Source organism: Enterobacter cloacae complex sp. GYL001 (assembly GCF_049237125.1).
Lineage (GTDB): Bacteria > Pseudomonadota > Gammaproteobacteria > Enterobacterales > Enterobacteriaceae > Enterobacter > Enterobacter hormaechei_C.
Genome location: NZ_JBMKGW010000007.1, coordinates 159,165 through 175,478 on the forward strand (window position 1 = coordinate 159,165; position 16,314 = coordinate 175,478).

The 16,314-nt window shown below is 59.7% G+C and carries 14 protein-coding genes; 10 read left to right on the top strand and 4 right to left on the bottom strand.

All coding sequences use genetic code 11. The features are described from left to right. Nucleotides 1-53: 53 nt before the first annotated feature. The 4 genes from ACOTWU_RS14630 to paaZ form a co-directional block, all read right to left on the bottom strand. Entirely contained in the window at nucleotides 54-1,160 is a 1,107-nt protein-coding gene (locus tag ACOTWU_RS14630) for a GGDEF domain-containing protein (RefSeq protein ID WP_180262898.1), read from the bottom strand. A 51-nt stretch (nucleotides 1,161-1,211) separates the two neighbouring features. Then, nucleotides 1,212-3,185 carry an alkyl/aryl-sulfatase gene (locus ACOTWU_RS14635; protein ID WP_017693485.1) on the bottom strand — a complete coding sequence of 658 codons (1,974 nt, stop codon included), beginning with the start codon at nucleotides 3,183-3,185 and terminating at the stop codon, nucleotides 1,212-1,214. A 168-nt stretch (nucleotides 3,186-3,353) separates the two neighbouring features. Further along, the gene (gene tynA, locus ACOTWU_RS14640; protein WP_032671108.1) at nucleotides 3,354-5,627 is read right to left on the bottom strand and encodes a primary-amine oxidase; all 2,274 of its coding nucleotides are present in this window, start codon (nucleotides 5,625-5,627) and stop codon (nucleotides 3,354-3,356) included. A gap of 195 nt (nucleotides 5,628-5,822) precedes the next feature. Beyond that, nucleotides 5,823-7,862 carry a phenylacetic acid degradation bifunctional protein PaaZ gene (gene paaZ, locus ACOTWU_RS14645; RefSeq protein WP_220719569.1) on the bottom strand — a complete coding sequence of 680 codons (2,040 nt, stop codon included), beginning with the start codon at nucleotides 7,860-7,862 and terminating at the stop codon, nucleotides 5,823-5,825. A 285-nt stretch (nucleotides 7,863-8,147) separates the two neighbouring features. Between paaZ and paaA the strand changes: the two genes are divergently transcribed. Genes paaA through pcaF form a run of 10 tightly spaced genes read left to right on the top strand, consistent with a single transcriptional unit; the run spans nucleotide 8,148 to nucleotide 16,314 of the window. Beyond that, nucleotides 8,148-9,077: a 1,2-phenylacetyl-CoA epoxidase subunit PaaA gene (gene paaA, locus ACOTWU_RS14650; RefSeq protein ID WP_032103760.1), complete on the top strand. Its 930-nt coding sequence runs from the start codon at nucleotides 8,148-8,150 to the stop codon at nucleotides 9,075-9,077. Nucleotides 9,078-9,089: 12 nt separating this feature from the next. Then, entirely contained in the window at nucleotides 9,090-9,377 is a 288-nt protein-coding gene (paaB, locus tag ACOTWU_RS14655) for a 1,2-phenylacetyl-CoA epoxidase subunit PaaB (RefSeq protein WP_003857353.1), read from the top strand. Between the two features lie 8 nt (nucleotides 9,378-9,385). Continuing rightward, nucleotides 9,386-10,132, top strand: coding sequence for a 1,2-phenylacetyl-CoA epoxidase subunit PaaC (gene paaC, locus ACOTWU_RS14660; RefSeq protein ID WP_015570597.1), 747 nt, complete (start codon nucleotides 9,386-9,388; stop codon nucleotides 10,130-10,132). An 11-nt stretch (nucleotides 10,133-10,143) separates the two neighbouring features. After that, nucleotides 10,144-10,641, top strand: coding sequence for a 1,2-phenylacetyl-CoA epoxidase subunit PaaD (gene paaD / locus ACOTWU_RS14665; protein WP_040118299.1), 498 nt, complete (start codon nucleotides 10,144-10,146; stop codon nucleotides 10,639-10,641). Between the two features lie 7 nt (nucleotides 10,642-10,648). Next, complete coding sequence (paaE, locus tag ACOTWU_RS14670) at nucleotides 10,649-11,719, top strand: 1,2-phenylacetyl-CoA epoxidase subunit PaaE (protein WP_033486769.1); 1,071 nt, start codon at nucleotides 10,649-10,651, stop codon at nucleotides 11,717-11,719. Further along, the gene (gene paaF / locus ACOTWU_RS14675; protein ID WP_015570595.1) at nucleotides 11,716-12,483 is read left to right on the top strand and encodes a 2,3-dehydroadipyl-CoA hydratase PaaF; all 768 of its coding nucleotides are present in this window, start codon (nucleotides 11,716-11,718) and stop codon (nucleotides 12,481-12,483) included. Before paaE ends, paaF begins: the two co-directional genes overlap by 4 nt. Beyond that, on the top strand, nucleotides 12,483-13,271 hold the full coding sequence (paaG, locus tag ACOTWU_RS14680) for a 2-(1,2-epoxy-1,2-dihydrophenyl)acetyl-CoA isomerase PaaG (RefSeq protein ID WP_087654018.1): 789 nt from the start codon (nucleotides 12,483-12,485) through the stop codon (nucleotides 13,269-13,271). The genes paaF and paaG overlap by 1 nt, the downstream gene beginning before the upstream one ends. 1 nt (nucleotide 13,272) lies before the next feature. Continuing rightward, a complete protein-coding gene (gene paaH / locus ACOTWU_RS14685; RefSeq protein ID WP_126499233.1) occupies nucleotides 13,273-14,697 on the top strand; it encodes a 3-hydroxyacyl-CoA dehydrogenase PaaH in 1,425 nt (474 codons plus the stop codon). Continuing rightward, a complete protein-coding gene (gene paaI, locus ACOTWU_RS14690) occupies nucleotides 14,687-15,109 on the top strand; it encodes a hydroxyphenylacetyl-CoA thioesterase PaaI (protein WP_015570592.1) in 423 nt (140 codons plus the stop codon). Before paaH ends, paaI begins: the two co-directional genes overlap by 11 nt. Then, nucleotides 15,109-16,314 (top strand): 3-oxoadipyl-CoA thiolase, encoded by a 1,206-nt coding sequence (pcaF, locus tag ACOTWU_RS14695; protein WP_017384512.1) that lies wholly within the window; start codon nucleotides 15,109-15,111, stop codon nucleotides 16,312-16,314. Before paaI ends, pcaF begins: the two co-directional genes overlap by 1 nt.

Here is a 16,314-nt window from a genome sequence, read left to right on the forward strand (position 1 = left end):
AGGAAAAAGGTTGGTTTTGTAGGCCGGGTAAGCGCAGCGCCACCCGGCGTAACTTACAGCGACCACCGATTCCGCCCGGCCTCCTTCGCCCTGTACAGCGCCGCATCGGCGCGGGCGATGATTTCCGGGCCGGCCAGTCCTGCGGTATAGCCTGCAATGCCCATACTCGCCGTCACACATTCACTCACCTTCGACGCGCTGTGCGGAATGGCTGCGTTGCGCAGGCCAGCCTGGATCCGCGCGGCGACTTTCTCAGCAACGCTTTCTTCGCAGTCAAAGAGGATCACCACAAACTCCTCGCCACCGTAGCGCGAAACCACATCCTCTGGCGTGCGCACCGAGGTGTTCAGCACCTCTGCCACCCGCGCGAGGCACGCATCTCCCACCTGGTGACCGTAGGTATCGTTATACAGTTTGAAGTAATCGACATCCAGCATCAGCACCGCGAAGCGTTTGCCTTGCTCCACGGCGTTTTCCAGCACCAGCTCCATCGCCCGGCGGTTGGCCGTTTTCGTCAGCGGATCCTGATGGGCCAGCGCATCCAGCCGTGAAATTAAACGCTGATTCTGCTGGTTGCGACGCCACGCCTCTTCAAACCAGCTCAACAGGATATAGCGCCCGCACACGAGAATGAACGTGAACACCACCCACAGCCCGGCAAAGCGATAATTAATTTCCTGATTCAGCAGCATGCTGGCAACGGGCAGGCTTACCCATAGCGGAACGGTGAAGCAGAGAAGTGCCACCGGGTGAAAATAGAGCGCGGTCATACCGGCCATCAGCAGGGTAACGAATATAGGCCAGGGATGAGGAAGCTGTAACACGTTGATAAACCAGTAACAGCTTATCGACCACAGCAGGCTGCACATAAACAAAACAGCGCTGACGCCGCGGATGTGTCGCCAGGCCATGATCACCAGCGCCACGGAAAGGATCACCACGCCCAGCATGGAGGCGTCAATCATCTGCCGCAGAGGGGGGCTGATGTGCAGGAGGGCATCGATATGGCCGAACAACGAATTGCGCAGCAGGACCATAAGGGCAAAGCTGGCATTCACAAAGGCGAGCCACGGCAGGTTCACGGCCAGCCCGTGAACAACCATTGATTTACGGGTAGGCCATATCGCGGGTTCGGGTGTGGCTGGATGTCTTTTTTCCATTGAAGAGAATTTTCCTTGAGCGGGCGGAACGTCCGCCCGCGAGTGCTGCCTTTACGGGGTCACAATGTTAAACCAGAATTCAAATTTATCCATGTAACCGAGCATGGCATCGAGTTTTGCGGCATCGCCGGTCACTTTGATATCGCCGTTATCCTGCGCCTGTTTAAGCGTCACTTCTTTCAGGATGATTTTATTGAGCGTATCGCGGTTGAGGGTCACGGTCGCGTCAGCGTCTTTCGCTTCGGCGTTCGCCGTGTGGTTCAGCACGCCATTTTCCAGCTCCAGCTTGTATTTGCCGCCGTCGCTGCCGAGGTCGATGTTAAACACCGATTTTGCATCCGCCGCTTTTTCACCGTTAATGTGCACCGCCAGATAGTCAAAGAACATTTCTGGCGTCATCGCGCGCACGGTATCCGGGCTGGCGGTGTTCGGGGTCGGTCCTTTCACCACGCCGTTACGCAGCTCCTGGGCGCCGGTCAGGTAGAAGTTACGCCACGGGCCTGATTCAGCCTGATAACCCAGCTGCTCCAGCGCATCCGCTTCCAGGTTTCGCGCGGCCTGATTATTTGGATCGGCAAAGACCACTTTGCTGACCACCTGAGCCACCCAGCGGTAGTTCCCCTGGTCAAAGTCGGTTTTCGCTTTGCTCAGGATGGCATCCGCACCGCCCATATAGTCCACAAATTTCTTCGCGGCTTCTTCAGGCGGCAGTTCGTCCAGGGTCGCCGGGTTGCCGTCAAACCAGCCTAAATAGAGCACGTAGGTCGCTTTAACGTCATGGCTGACAGAACCGTAATAGCCACGGTTTGCCCAGGTATTGGCCAGGGAGTTTGGCAGTTTGAAGTTGGCGGCAATCTCGTCACGGGTCAGCCCTTCGTTCGCCATGCGCAGGGTCTGGTCGTTGATGTAACGGTAGAGGTCGCGCTGGCTTTTCAGCAGGTTAACCACGTTGTCGTTGCCCCATGTCGGCCAGTGGTGCTGCGCCATAATGATTTCTGCTTTGTCACCCCAGCGTACAATCGCCTGGTTGATGTATTTCGACCATGGCAATGGCTCACGAATTTTCGCCCCGCGCAGGGAGTAGGTGTTGTGCAGGGTATGGGTGACATCTTCCGCAGACTCGATCAGTTTTTTCTCTTCGATATACCAGAGCATCTCGGAAGGCGCTTCCGATCCCGGCGCGAGCATAAAATCATAGGTCAGGCCGTCGATCACCTCTTTCTGACCATCTTTCTCGATGATATTGGTCGGGGCGATCAGGGTCACCGTCCCGGCGGAGGTGGTAGTGCCGAGACCCGCACCGACCTGGCCCTTCGCATCCGGCTTCAGAAGGTTGCCGTACATATAGCTGGCGCGGCGGCTCATGACGTTACCCGCCATGATATTCTCCGCGACGGCGGCCTCCATAAATCCGGCGGGCGCGTAGACTTTCACCTTGCCGGACTTCACATCTGCTTCATCCACCACGCCGCGCACGCCGCCATAGTGGTCAACGTGGCTGTGGGTGTAAATAACGGCGACCACAGGCTTATTACCGCGATTTTTATAGTAAAGATCCATCCCGACTTTGGCCGTTTCCGCCGACACCAGCGGGTCGACCACGGTAATGCCTTCTTTACCTTCAATAATGGTCATGTTTGACAGGTCGAGGTTACGTATCTGGTAGACGCCTTCGGTCACTTCAAACAGACCGCTGATGTTAATCAGCTGGGACTGACGCCATAAGCTCGGGTTAACCGAGTCGGGCGCCTTATCGCCTTCTTTGATAAAAGCGTACTGCTGCGGATCCCAGACGGTGTTGCCTTGCTCACCTTTGATAATGTCCTGAGGCAGCGGGGCAATAAACCCTTTGTGGGCGTTGGTAAAATCGGTGTTATCGGAGAAAGGAAGCTGGTTGAAGAGTGCGTTGTTGGCCTGTTGCGTTGCTGCGGTGGCATCCTTAGGTGCTTCTGCGGCCCAGGCGGAACTGGCAGAAATAAAACATCCCGCCAGCGCGAGACTCCTGACGATCTCATTGATTCTCATCCTAAAACCTCTCAGTAAACTGTGACGTTGTTTGTGGGGACTTCGAATCCTGGTGAAAGTGTGTCAAGAAATGCAAAAGGATTAAGCGAGGTAACAATAACTATAATCGGGGAGAGTAATTCAGCAAGTAAGCGGATGAAAAACCGGGCATTACGCCCGGTCGGTAGGTTATTTCTGCTCTTTTTTCTTGCCGAGCGTTGGCGTCTCGTCAAAGAAATTCCACGGCTTGAGTAACGTGTGCACCCATTCCGTCGGCATTATCGGCCACTCCTCGGCACGGGCGACATGGGTGGTGCCGGTGGTCATCCAGATGACGTTATCCTGGTCGTTCAGCGACTCGTTATCTTTGCTGTACTGGCCGAGGCCGGTATCGTGCGTGGAACGGTTCGGGTATTTTCCCTCCGGGTACATCTCGTCGGGATGGTAACGCGTCACCCACAGCTGTTTATCCATAAAGCTCAGGCGGTGATAAATCCACTCGTCCGGGGCAAACTTCGCGCCGGACGCTACCGGGTGTGTACCGCCCGCGTAAGGGATGATCTGATACGAGACCGGGTTGCCCATGCGGTTCTCTTTGCTGGTATTGCTCAGCAGGCGGATGGTGCCCGGGTCAAACTTCTGCGCCGCCTGCTTTTCGGTATCAATATCATACTGATTAACCTGCATGGTGCTGGTGCGCGGTCCGCCAGCGGTGTTCGGTTTGACGTCCGGATCCATGGCCACCAGCTTATTGTTGATGCCGTCCACGTCCATATCCAGACGGAAGTTGTAGATGTGCTGGTGGGTGGTACCGACAATATTATGGTCGATCAGCGTTCCGTATCGGGTGTCATCCTTCGCGGTGGCATCATGCATGGTTTTCGTCTGCACGCCTTTCACCGCTTCAATGCCCGTAGCCCCTGCATCAATGCCGATAGTGCCGTTTTCGTGGAATACCCAGTCGAAGATGTAATCGTAGTTACCCACGGTGCTGACCCAGCGCACCACCAGCTCGCGGCGTTCGGTGCTGACGTTGGGTTTACCTAACTCCTGATGCTTATATTCCGGCCCGGCGTAACGCTCGAAAATGGCGATCGCCCGGGGGATCTCCATTGGCGCGCCGGTGTAATCCGGGATGGTTTCGTTGAGCATCACGGCGTTAGACGGAACATCCTTGCCGCGCACCAGCGGGGAGGTCAGGGTACCCATGCCGTAATCGCCGGAGTCCAGGTAGGCTTTAAAGTACCAGCCGATATCCGGGTCGCCGTACGGCACAATCATGCCGCCGAGCGATCCCTGATACATCACCTGTCGCTTTTTGCCGTTGTCGTTATAGGTCACGGTGGAGATTATCGGGCCGACGCGTGAGTCCAGGCTCAGATGAAAATCCCAGTTCTGCCAGTGCACCCTATCCCCGGTGATGGTGTAGTTCTTGCCTTCCGGCTCGATAATTTCCAGCGGTTTTTTCACCGTTTCAACGCGGTCGCGGCCATCATAAGGGCGCGGCGTGAGCGGAACCGGCACGACCGGGCCTTCCTCAATCTTCTGGATTTTCTTCTGCTCGAGATCCACCACCGCAACCAGGTTTTCGATCGGGTGCGCCCAGTAGTTACCGTCGCCCACGTCGAGATAGCTGATCACTTTCAGCAGGCGGTCTTCCTGTTTCAGCCCATCCTTGCCGTCAAAAAAGCCGACGGTAAGCGGAGTGGTGATCACTTTCTTCGGGTCGGTAATGCCGCGCTTTTTCAGCACGGCGGCAAACTCCGGGCTTTCATTGATGATCTGCTGCACGGTATTGAAGTCATCCAGCAGCACCATGCCGTGCGCGTCTTTGATCGGCTCCCAGCGAAGGATCTTTTTCTCCTTCAGATCCACCCGGCTTTCGATGATGTGTTTACCATCAAGCATGATGATATTGGCCTGGCGGGGCGCATCCACCGCCGTGCCGTTAAGCACAAAGTCCCAGACTTTGGCCTTTTCTGGCTCCGCCAGCGCAATCTGGGTAAAGCGGGTATTGGGTTTAAAATCCGCAGAGGCTTTCACAATGGCTACGGCCTGGTTGATTTCATCAGCCGTCAGCGCGTTTAACGGGTGGGGGCTTTTTTCAACCTGGAATGTCTGATCAAGACCGGACTGAAAAACATCGTTGATAAAGGTCTCCGGGATAAACGCCTTATTGTTCTTCATCACCACGGGCACCTGGAGCGTCAGCGGTTTGCCGTTAACGATGGCGGTGTTTGCGCCGGGTTTGACCTTCACAAAGGCACCGTCTTTGACGATGGTGAACATCTGGGCGTAATCATCCCACTGCACGTCCGCGCCAAACGCCTGAAGCGTTTTGTCCATCGGGACCATATGCGCCTCGCTGCCGTGAGCGTAAACAGGGGATTGCCAGGCGCAACAGAGCGCAACGGCCATGGCCAGTGCCGTTCTACGGGCAGAAAAAGAAGAATTGCTTCCCATCGCAGACCTCATCTTGTTGTGTTTATTGTGTTGTGTCAGCCTTATCCTGACAGGCGCGCACGAAAAGCGTTTGCCTGCATCTGCCAGGTTGTTTGTCAGTCTTGCCAGGTTAAAAAAAGACCGGGGGATATCACACCCCGGTCAGGTAGTTGTAGGCCGGGTAAGCGGAGCGACACCCGGCAAGAAAGAGGTGGGTCAGAAGTCACCCTGCTGGCGCGCCACCAGCGTCAGGATGGAGTAGAGCGCCACGGCCTGCTGGTGCTGGTTGAAGATCTCCACCGCCCATTCCACCACGCCGGTGGGTTTTTCCTCGGCATTGCGCTGTTTCTTCAGCGTTTTACGTTTACAGGTCAGGCGCACCTGAATGGTATCACCCGGCTTGACCGGCTCAATAAAGCGCAGGTTTTCCATGCCGTAGTTGGCAATAACCGGCCCAACCCCGGCATCGACAAACAGCCCCGCCGCGGCGGAAATCAGGAAATAACCGTGTACCACGCGCTCACCAAAAATCGACTCCGCCGCGCCAATTTTGTCCATATGGGCGTAGAAATGATCCCCGCTCAGGCAGGCAAAATTCACGATATCCGCTTCCGTCAGGGTACGACGCGGGGTCAGCAGGCTGTCGCCCGGCTGTAACTCCTCGAAGTATTTACGGAAGGGATGAACGCGATCTTCCTGCACCTCCGCGCCACGGACCCACTGTTTACCGATCGCGGCGAGCATGGACGGGCTGCCCTGAATGGCCGTGCGCTGAAGATAGTGCTTCACCGCGCGCAGGCCGCCCAGCTCTTCGCCGCCGCCCGCACGTCCCGGACCACCGTGCACCAGCTGCGGCAGCGGTGAACCGTGGCCGGTGGATTCTTTCGAGGATTCCTGGTTGAGGATCTGAATACGTCCGTGGGCGCGCGCTGCCCCGGCAATAAACTGCCGCGCCACGCGGGTATCTGCCGTAACCAGCGTTCCCGCCAGGCTGCCGCCGCCCGCCCGCGCCAGCTGCATGGCGTGTTCGGTGTTACGGCAGGGCATCAGGGTTGCAACGGGGCCAAAGGCTTCGATGGCGTGGACGGCCGGGGTTTCGTCCGGCTGCGGGCAGAACAGCAGGGTGGGCGGGAAGAATGCGCCAGCCGCCTGCAAATCAGCTTTACCACCCAGACGGATCTGACAGCCCGCGGCAAGGAGATGATCGACTTTTTCCTGCACGTCAGCACGTTGCTCACCGTTGACGAGGGCCCCCATCTTCACCCCTTCCTGGGCCGGATCGCCGACGACCACTTTCTCCAGCCGCGCAATCAGCGCCTGGCTGACGGCGTCAACCTGCGCTTCCGGCACGATGATGCGGCGGATGGCGGTACATTTTTGTCCGGCTTTGGCGATCATCTCGCGCACCACTTCTCGGATAAACAGCGCAAACTCCGGGTGTTCCGGCGTCACGTCCTCACCCAGCACGCAGCAGTTGAGAGAATCTGCTTCCATGGTAAACGGAATGGAATGCGCGACGATATTCGGGTGGACGCGCAGACTCTGCCCGGTGCTGGCCGATCCGGTAAACGTCACCACGTCCTGGCTGTCGAGCTGGTTAAGCAGATCGCCCGCGCCACCGCAGATCAGGCTGATGGCGCCGTCCGGCACCAGCCCGCTCTCGACGATCGCTTTCACCATCGCCTGAGTCACCTGCGCGGTGGCGGTGGCGGGCTTGATGATGGCGGGCATCCCGGCAAGCCAGGTGGGCGCGAGCTTTTCCAGCATCCCCCAGCACGGGAAGTTGAACGCGTTGATATGCACCGCCACGCCGAATTTCGACGTTAACACGTGACGTGCCGCAAAGCCGCCTTCCTTCGACAGCGGGATCAGTTCATCCTCCGGCCACAGGGTATCGTCCGGCAGCTCACGGCTGCCGAGGCTTGCGTAGGTGAAGAGGGTGCCGATACCGCCTTCAATATCCACCCAGCTGTCGGCCTTCGTCGCGCCGGTCTGGGCTGACAGGGCATAAAAGCGATCCTTCTGGCTCAGCAGATGTTTGGCCACCGCCTTCAGCATGGCGGCGCGCTCGATAAAGCTCATTGCACGGAGCGCTTCTCCGCCGTGTTCAATGGCGTAACGGCGCGCGGCCGCCATATCCAGCCCTTCGCTGGTCACTTCATATAGCGTTTCCCCGCTGATGGCGTGGGTGATGTTGCGCTCGCGGCCCCGGCCCGATTGCCAGGTGCCGGACAAGAAGCTGGCTAACTGCTGCATTTCTTCTCTCCAGATGTTTCGTGATTTCACTATCAATAGTTTGATCGTGAATCATAAAAATCAAGCTGAGTTTTAATGAATTGTTAACGTTGTGATCTGTATTGCTTAGCCTGACCACCCGAAAGTCTTGCGTTATCGGCCTTTCATCAAAAGGCTTGCGAGCGTCGTCACAAAATAAACAAACGCTTCTTGGGGTTATATTTAACCTTTGTGTAACTTTTAAGAAACCAAATGATTCACCATTTTGCTATTTGTGGTGATTTAACGAATCACAAAGGTGGTTATGTGACGCAAGAACAACGCTTTGAGCAACGCATCGCACAGGAGACGGCCATCGAGCCGCAGGACTGGATGCCGGATGCCTACCGCAAGACGCTGATCCGCCAGATTGGACAGCACGCCCATTCTGAGATTGTCGGCATGCTGCCGGAAGGAAACTGGATCACCCGCGCGCCGACGCTGCGCCGGAAAGCCATTCTGCTGGCGAAGGTGCAGGACGAAGCCGGACACGGCCTGTACCTCTACAGCGCGGCGGAAACGCTGGGCTGCGCCCGGGAGGACATCTATCAAAAGATGCTCGACGGCAAGATGAAATACTCCTCCATCTTCAACTATCCGACCCTGAGCTGGGCCGATATCGGCGTCATTGGCTGGCTGGTGGACGGGGCGGCCATTGTGAACCAGGTGGCGCTGTGTCGTACGTCTTACGGTCCGTATGCCCGGGCGATGGTGAAAATCTGTAAAGAAGAGAGCTTCCACCAGCGTCAGGGTTTTGAGGCCTGCATGGCGCTGGCGCAGGGCAGCGAAGCCCAGCGGCAGATGTTGCAGGACGCCATCAACCGTTTCTGGTGGCCCGCGCTGATGATGTTTGGACCCAACGACGACAACTCCCCAAACAGCGCCCGCAGTCTGGCCTGGAAGATCAAACGCTTTGGCAACGATGAGCTTCGCCAGCGCTTCGTGGACAACACGGTGCCTCAGGTGGAGATGCTCGGTATGACCGTGCCGGACCCCGACCTGCGTTTCGATGAAGCGAGCGGCCACTACCGCTTCGGCGAAATCGACTGGCAGGAATTTGACGAGGTGATCACCGGGCGCGGGATCTGCAACCACGAACGTCTGGCCGCAAAACGTAAAGCCTGGGACGACGGCGCATGGGTGCGTGAAGCCGCTCTGGCCCACGCGGAAAAACAACGCGCCCGCCAGGCCGCATAAGAGGAATCAACCATGAGCAATGTTTACTGGCCGTTATACGAAGTTTTTGTCCGTTCGAAGCAGGGGCTGTCGCACCGGCATGTGGGCAGCCTTCACGCTGCCGACGACCGCATGGCGCTGGAAAACGCGCGCGATGCCTATACCCGCCGCAGCGAAGGCTGTTCCATCTGGGTGGTGAAGGCGAGTGAAATCGTCGCTTCCCAGCCGGAAGAGAGCGGGGAGTTTTTCGATCCGGCGGAAAGCAAGGTCTACCGCCATCCGACGTTTTACACCATCCCTGATGGCATCGAGCATATGTGAGGTTGGGGATGAACAACGTATCTGCTTATGCCCTGCGTCTGGGCGACAACGGTCTGGTGCTCTCACAGCGTCTGGGCGCCTGGTGCGGCCACGCGCCAGAGCTGGAAATTGACCTGGCGCTCGCCAATATCGGCCTTGATCTGCTCGGGCAGGCGCGCAATTTCCTGACCTACGCCGCTGAACGGGAGGGTAAGGGCGATGAAGACACCCTGGCCTATGGCCGCGATGAGCGTCAGTTCCGCAATCTGCTGCTGGTGGAACAACCAAACGGCAGCTTCGCTGACACCATTGCCCGTCAGTATCTGATGGATGCGTGGAACGTGGCGCTCTACGAGCGGCTGATCCATAGCAGCGACAGTCAGCTTGCCGCCATCGCGGCAAAAGCCATTAAGGAGGCGCGCTATCACCTGCGCTTTAGCCGCGGCTGGCTGGTGCGGCTGGGGGACGGAACAGAAACCTCCGCACAAAAAATGCAGCAGGCGGTGGATAGCCTGTGGCGCTTTACGGCTGAACTGTTCGACGCCGACGACGTCGAGCTGGCGCTAATTGATGACGGCGTGGCGGTTGATCCGCGCGACCTGCGGGACCCGTGGGAGCGCGAAGTGTTTGCTGGCCTGGCGGAAGCCACCCTCCGCGTGCCCGAAGAGGTGGCGTATCGCACGGGCGGCAAGAAGGGGCTACATACTGAACACCTCGGGCCGATGCTGGCAGAGATGCAGTATCTCCAGCGCGTTTACCCCGGCCAGCAGTGGTAATGGAGGACGCCATGCAACGCCTCGTCGACATCGCGCCTGCACAAATCCCGCAGATTTGGGCGCTGTTAAGCCAGATCCCCGACCCGGAAGTGCCGGTGCTGACCATCACCGACTTAGGCATGGTGCGCAGCGTGAAGGCGCAGGGGGAAGGCTGGGTCATCGGCTTCACGCCAACCTATTCGGGCTGTCCGGCAACGGAGCATCTGCTGGGGGCGATCCGCGAAACCCTGACCGGAAACGGCTTTAGCCCGGTACATATTGTGCTGCAACTGGAGCCCGCCTGGACCACCGACTGGATGACCGACGATGCCCGCAGGCGCCTGCGTGAATATGGCATCAGCCCGCCTGTCGGCCATAGCTGCCATGCCCACCTTCCCGCTGAGGTGAGCTGCCCGCGCTGTGCGAACACCGATACCTCGCTTATCAGTGAATTTGGTTCTACGGCCTGCAAAGCGCTCTACCGCTGCAATACCTGCCGTGAGCCCTTCGACTATTTCAAATGTATTTGAGGCTGCCATGACAACGTTTCATTCATTAACAGTGGCAAAAGTAGAACCCGAAACCCGCGACGCGGTGACCATTACCTTCGCGGTGCCGCAGGCGTTACAGGAGGCGTACCGCTTCCGTCCCGGTCAGCATCTGACCCTGAAAGCCAGTCCTGGCGGGGATGAACTGCGCCGCTGCTACTCCATCTGCCGGAGCACCGCGTGCGGTGAGATCAGCGTGGCGGTCAAAGCCATCGAGGGCGGACGTTTTTCCCGCTATGCCCGGGACGAGATCAAACCGGGCATGGCGCTGGAGGTGATGGTGCCCCAGGGGCAGTTTGGCTATCAGCCGCAGGCCGAACGCGAAGGCCACTATCTGGCGATTGCCGCCGGGTCCGGGATCACCCCGATGCTGGCGATTATGTCCGCTACGCTGGCCACTGAAGCCCACAGCCACTTCACCCTGATTTACGGCAACCGCAGCAGCCAGAGCATGATGTTCCGCCGGGCGCTGGCGGACCTGAAAGATAAATACCCGCAGCGTTTGCAGCTGATCGCCATCTTCAGCCAGGAGACGCTCGACAGCGATCTGCTCCATGGCCGCATTGACGGGGAAAAGCTCCAGGCGCTGGCAAAAACGCTGGTGAATTTCCGTCAGTACGATGAAGCCTTCATCTGCGGCCCGTCGGCGATGATGGATGAGGCCGAAGCGGCGCTGCAAGCGCTGGGTATGCCGGAAAAAGCGATCCATCTTGAGCGCTTTAACACGCCGGGTACCGCCGTTAAACGGACAGCCAGCGTGCAGGCCGACGGGCAGAAGGTCACCGTCCGTCAGGACGGGCGCGACAGGGAGATCACCCTGACGGCGGACGACGAGAGCATTCTTGACGCGGCCCTGCGTCAGGGGGCGGATCTGCCTTACGCCTGCAAGGGCGGCGTATGCGCCACCTGCAAATGCAAAGTGCTGCGCGGAAAAGTCGATATGGCGACCAACTACAGCCTGGAGCCGGACGAGCTGGCCGCAGGCTATGTGCTGAGCTGTCAGGCGCTGCCGTTAACCGCCGATGTTATCGTCGATTTTGATGCGAAGGGGATGGCATGAGTGAACTGATTGTCACCCGTCACGGTCGCGTGTTGCAGCTGACGCTTAACCGTCCGGCGGCGCGCAACGCGCTCAACAATGCGCTGCTCCTGCAAATCGCGGAGCAGCTTGAGGCCGCCGCCGCGGATGCTGAGATCGCCGTCTGCGTGGTGTACGGCAACGAACGCTGCTTTGCCGCCGGGGCCGATCTCAACGAAATGGCGGAGAAAGACCTGCCCGCCACCCTGAACGATATCCGCCCGCAGCTGTGGGCGCGGATCAACGCCTTCACCAAACCGCTGATTGCCGCCGTGAACGGCTTCGCGCTGGGGGCAGGCTGTGAGCTGGCGCTGCTCTGCGATGTCGTGATTGCTGGCGATAACGCCCGTTTTGGCCTGCCGGAAATCACCCTCGGGATCATGCCGGGCGCAGGCGGCACCCAGCGGCTGATCCGCAGCGTGGGTAAATCGCTGGCCAGCAAAATGGTGCTGACGGGCGAAAGCATCACGGCGGTTCAGGCGCACAGCGCCGGGCTGGTCAGCGACGTCTATCCGGCCTCGCTGACGCTGGAGTACGCCCTGAAGCAGGCGGCGCGGATGGCGCGCCACTCGCCGCTGGCGCTACAGGCGGCGAAGCAGGCGCTTCGCCAGTCGCAGGAAGTCCCGCTTCAGGCCGGGCTGGCGCAGGAGCGTCAGCTGTTTGCGTTGCTCGCGGCCACCGACGATCGCCGGGAAGGTATCAACGCCTTTTTACAAAAACGCACCCCAGACTTTAAAGGACGCTAATTGTGGAATCTATTCTGAGCCATGTTGAGCAGGGCGTAATGACCATTACGCTGAACCGCCCGGAGCGCCTGAACAGCTTTAACGACGTCATGCACCAGCAGCTTTCCGAATGCCTGAAGCAGGCCGAGCGCGATGACGCCATCCGCTGCCTGCTGATCACCGGGGCAGGACGTGGTTTCTGCGCCGGGCAGGATCTTAACGACCGTAGCGTCGACCCGAACGGCCCCGCGCCCGATCTGGGCATGTCCGTTGAGACTTTTTACAACCCGCTGGTGCGCCGCCTGGCAAAACTGCCGAAGCCGGTGATTTGCGCGGTTAACGGCGTGGCGGCGGGCGCGGGGGCCACGCTGGCCCTCGGCTGCGACATGGTGATTGCGGCCCGTTCAGCCAGCTTTGTGATGGCCTTCAGCAAGCTCGGGCTGGTACCGGACTGCGGCGGAACCTGGCTGCTGCCGCGCGTGACCGGACGCGCCCGCGCCATGGGGCTGGCATTGCTGGGCGATAAGCTCAGCGCCGAGCAGGCACAGGCCTGGGGAATGATCTGGCAGGTGGTGGACGACGACCAGCTCTCCGCCACCGCACAGCAGATGGCGCTGCATTTTGCCTCGCAGCCGACCTTTGGCCTGGGCTTGATCAAGCAGGCGATCAACGCCGCCGAAACCAATACCCTCGACGCCCAGCTTGATCTGGAGCGCGACTATCAACGTCTGGCCGGACGCAGCGACGACTACCGGGAAGGCGTCAGCGCGTTCCTGGCAAAACGCGCGCCGAACTTTACGGGGAAATAAGATGGTGAATATCCATACGGTCGCCGTCATTGGCAGCGGCACCATGGGCGCCGGTATTGCCGAAGTGGCAGCCAGCCACGGTCATCCGGTTCTGGTGTACGACATTGATGCAGCGGCGATTTCCCGCGCCATCGACGGCATTCATCAGCGGCTCTCCTCTCGCGTTGCGCGCGGAAAACTTTCTGCCGACGCCGGGGAACAGATCCTCGCCCGCCTTACGCCGGTGACGACTATCAGTGCTCTGGCGAAAGCCGATCTGGTGATCGAGGCGGCCTCCGAGCGGTTTGAGGTAAAAAAAGCGCTGTTTACCCAGCTGGCAGAGATCTGCCCGCCGCAGACGCTGCTTGCCAGCAATACCTCGTCCATTTCCGTTACCGCGATTGCGGCGGAGATAAACCACCCTGAACGCGTCGCCGGGCTGCACTTCTTCAATCCTGCCCCGGTGATGAAGCTGGTGGAAGTGGTCAGCGGGCTGGCGACCTCTCCCGAAGTGGCCGATGCACTGTGCGAGCTGGCGCTGAGCTGGGGAAAGCAGCCGGTACGCTGCCAGTCCACGCCGGGGTTTATCGTCAACCGCGTGGCGCGCCCGTTCTACTCGGAAGCCTGGCGTGCGCTGGAAGAGCAGGTGGCAACGCCCGAGGTGATCGACGCCGCCCTGCGAGACGGCGGAGGCTTCCCGATGGGGCCGCTTGAGCTGACGGACATGATAGGTCAGGACGTCAACTTTGCCGTGACCTGCTCCGTGTTTAACGCCTTCTGGCAGGAGCGTCGTTTTCTGCCGTCGCTGGTGCAGCAGGAGCTGGTGCTGGCGGGGCGTCTGGGTAAGAAAAGCGGGCAGGGCGTTTACCGCTGGCTGGAGGAGAAACCCGCCGTCAGCTGGCTCGCCCCGGTCAGCGACAGCTTCAGCCCGATGCGCGTACAGCAAAGAAGTGACGGTGTCACGGAAATTGACGATCTGTTGCTGATCGAAACGCAGGGTGAAACCGCGCAGTCGCTGGCGCTGCGCCACGGCTGCCCGGTGGTGGTGGTCGACCGCATCGAGCGGGATGTGGCCGTGATAGCCGCCGCACCGGGCAACCCGCACGCCGCCACGCAGAAAGCCATTTACTGGTTGCAGCACCAGGAGAAACGGGTGGTACAGATTGCCGATTACCCCGGCCTGCTGGTCTGGCGCACGGTAGCGATGATTGCCAACGAAGCGCTGGACGCCCTGCAAAAAGGGGTCGCCAGCGAGCAAGACATCGATACCGCCATGCGCTTAGGGGTCAACTATCCCTGCGGGCCCATCGCCTGGGGCGAGCGCCTTGGCTGGCAGCGTCTGTTAACGCTGCTGGAGAATCTGCAACGTCACTACGGCGAGGAACGCTATCGCCCCTGTTCACTGCTGCGCCAGCGTGCGCTTCTGGAGAGTAGCTATGAGTCATAACGCCTGGCATAACGCCCGCGCGATGTATGAACGGGACGCCTGCGCGCAGGCGATGGGGATGGACATTATCGACATGGGCGAGGGCTACGCGGTGGTGACCATGACCATCACCCCACAGATGCTCAACGGGCATAAAACCTGTCACGGCGGACAGCTGTTCTCGCTGGCCGATACGGCCTTTGCCTACGCCTGCAACAGTCAGGGGCTGGCGGCGGTGGCCTCAGGCTGCGCCATCGATTTTCTGCGTCCGGGCTTTGCCGGAGATAAGCTCACCGCCACCGCGCGGGTGAAGCATCAGGGCAAACTGACCGGCGTCTACGACATTGAAATTCAGAACCAACAACAGAAAACCGTCGCTCTTTTTCGCGGGAAATCGCACCGCACTGGCGGCAGTGTGACAGGAGAAGCCTGATGCGTGACGCATTTATTTGTGAGGGGGTGCGTACCCCGGTTGGTCGCTACGGCGGAGGATTATCCAGCGTGCGCGCCGATGACTTAGGTGCCGTGCCGCTGCGTGCGCTGCTGTCGCGTTACCCGCAGCTCGATCTGGAGCGCATAGATGACGTGATCTTCGGCTGCGCGAATCAGGCCGGGGAGGATAACCGCAACGTGGCGCGCATGTCGGCGCTGCTGGCCGGGCTGCCGCAGACGGTATCCGGCACCACCATTAACCGCCTGTGCGGCTCCGGTCTGGATGCCATTGGCTTTGCGGCGCGCGCCATCAGGGCCGGGGATGGCGATCTGCTGATCGCAGGTGGCGTCGAATCCATGTCCCGTGCGCCGTTCGTGATGGGCAAAGCCACGGCGGCGTTTCAGCGTCAGGCGGAGATCTTCGACACCACCATCGGCTGGCGATTTGTGAATCCGCTCATGCATCAGCAATACGGAACTGACAGCATGCCGGAAACGGCAGAGAATGTAGCGGAATTGTTAAATATAAGCCGTGCCGATCAGGACGCATTTGCCCTGCGCAGCCAGCAGCGCACCGCGCGGGCGCAGCAGAATGGCGTTCTGGCGCAGGAGATTATCCCGGTACAGGTGGCGGGCAAAAAAGGTGCGGTAACGGAAGTGAGCGTGGACGAGCATCCGCGCGCCGAAACCACCCTGGAACAGCTTGCCGCGCTGAAAGCCCCGTTCCGTAAGAACGGTGTGGTGACGGCGGGGAACGCCTCTGGCGTCAACGACGGGGCGGCGGCGCTGATTATCGCCAGCGAGCCGATGGCGCTTGCCCAGGGGTTAACCCCGCGCACCCGCATTGTGGCCATGGCGACAGCGGGCGTCGAGCCGCGCCTGATGGGATTAGGCCCGGTGCCCGCCACCCGCAAGGTGCTGGAGCGTGCCGGACTCAGTATCACCGATATGGACGTCATTGAGCTTAACGAAGCCTTCGCCGCACAGGCGCTGGGCGTGCTGCGTCAGCTGGGCTTGCCGGATGACGCGGAGCATGTCAACCCGAACGGCGGGGCGATCGCGCTAGGTCATCCGCTGGGAATGAGCGGTGCCAGACTGGCGCTGGCCGCAAGCAATGAATTGCACCGACGCGGCGGGCGCTACGCGCTGTGTACGATGTGCATCGGTGTGGGTCAGGGCATTGCCATGATCCTTGAGCGTGTTTGA

Coding starts and splice junctions, on each gene's coding strand:
- ACOTWU_RS14630 (WP_180262898.1), bottom strand. CDS start 1,160: ATGGAAAAAAGACATCCAGCCACACCCGAACCCGCGATATGGCCTACC.
- ACOTWU_RS14635 (WP_017693485.1), bottom strand. CDS start 3,185: ATGAGAATCAATGAGATCGTCAGGAGTCTCGCGCTGGCGGGATGTTTT.
- tynA (WP_032671108.1), bottom strand. CDS start 5,627: ATGGGAAGCAATTCTTCTTTTTCTGCCCGTAGAACGGCACTGGCCATG.
- paaZ (WP_220719569.1), bottom strand. CDS start 7,862: ATGCAGCAGTTAGCCAGCTTCTTGTCCGGCACCTGGCAATCGGGCCGG.
- paaB (WP_003857353.1), top strand. CDS start 9,090: ATGAGCAATGTTTACTGGCCGTTATACGAAGTTTTTGTCCGTTCGAAG.
- paaC (WP_015570597.1), top strand. CDS start 9,386: ATGAACAACGTATCTGCTTATGCCCTGCGTCTGGGCGACAACGGTCTG.
- paaD (WP_040118299.1), top strand. CDS start 10,144: ATGCAACGCCTCGTCGACATCGCGCCTGCACAAATCCCGCAGATTTGG.
- paaE (WP_033486769.1), top strand. CDS start 10,649: ATGACAACGTTTCATTCATTAACAGTGGCAAAAGTAGAACCCGAAACC.
- paaF (WP_015570595.1), top strand. CDS start 11,716: ATGAGTGAACTGATTGTCACCCGTCACGGTCGCGTGTTGCAGCTGACG.
- paaH (WP_126499233.1), top strand. CDS start 13,273: ATGGTGAATATCCATACGGTCGCCGTCATTGGCAGCGGCACCATGGGC.
- paaI (WP_015570592.1), top strand. CDS start 14,687: ATGAGTCATAACGCCTGGCATAACGCCCGCGCGATGTATGAACGGGAC.
- pcaF (WP_017384512.1), top strand. CDS start 15,109: ATGCGTGACGCATTTATTTGTGAGGGGGTGCGTACCCCGGTTGGTCGC.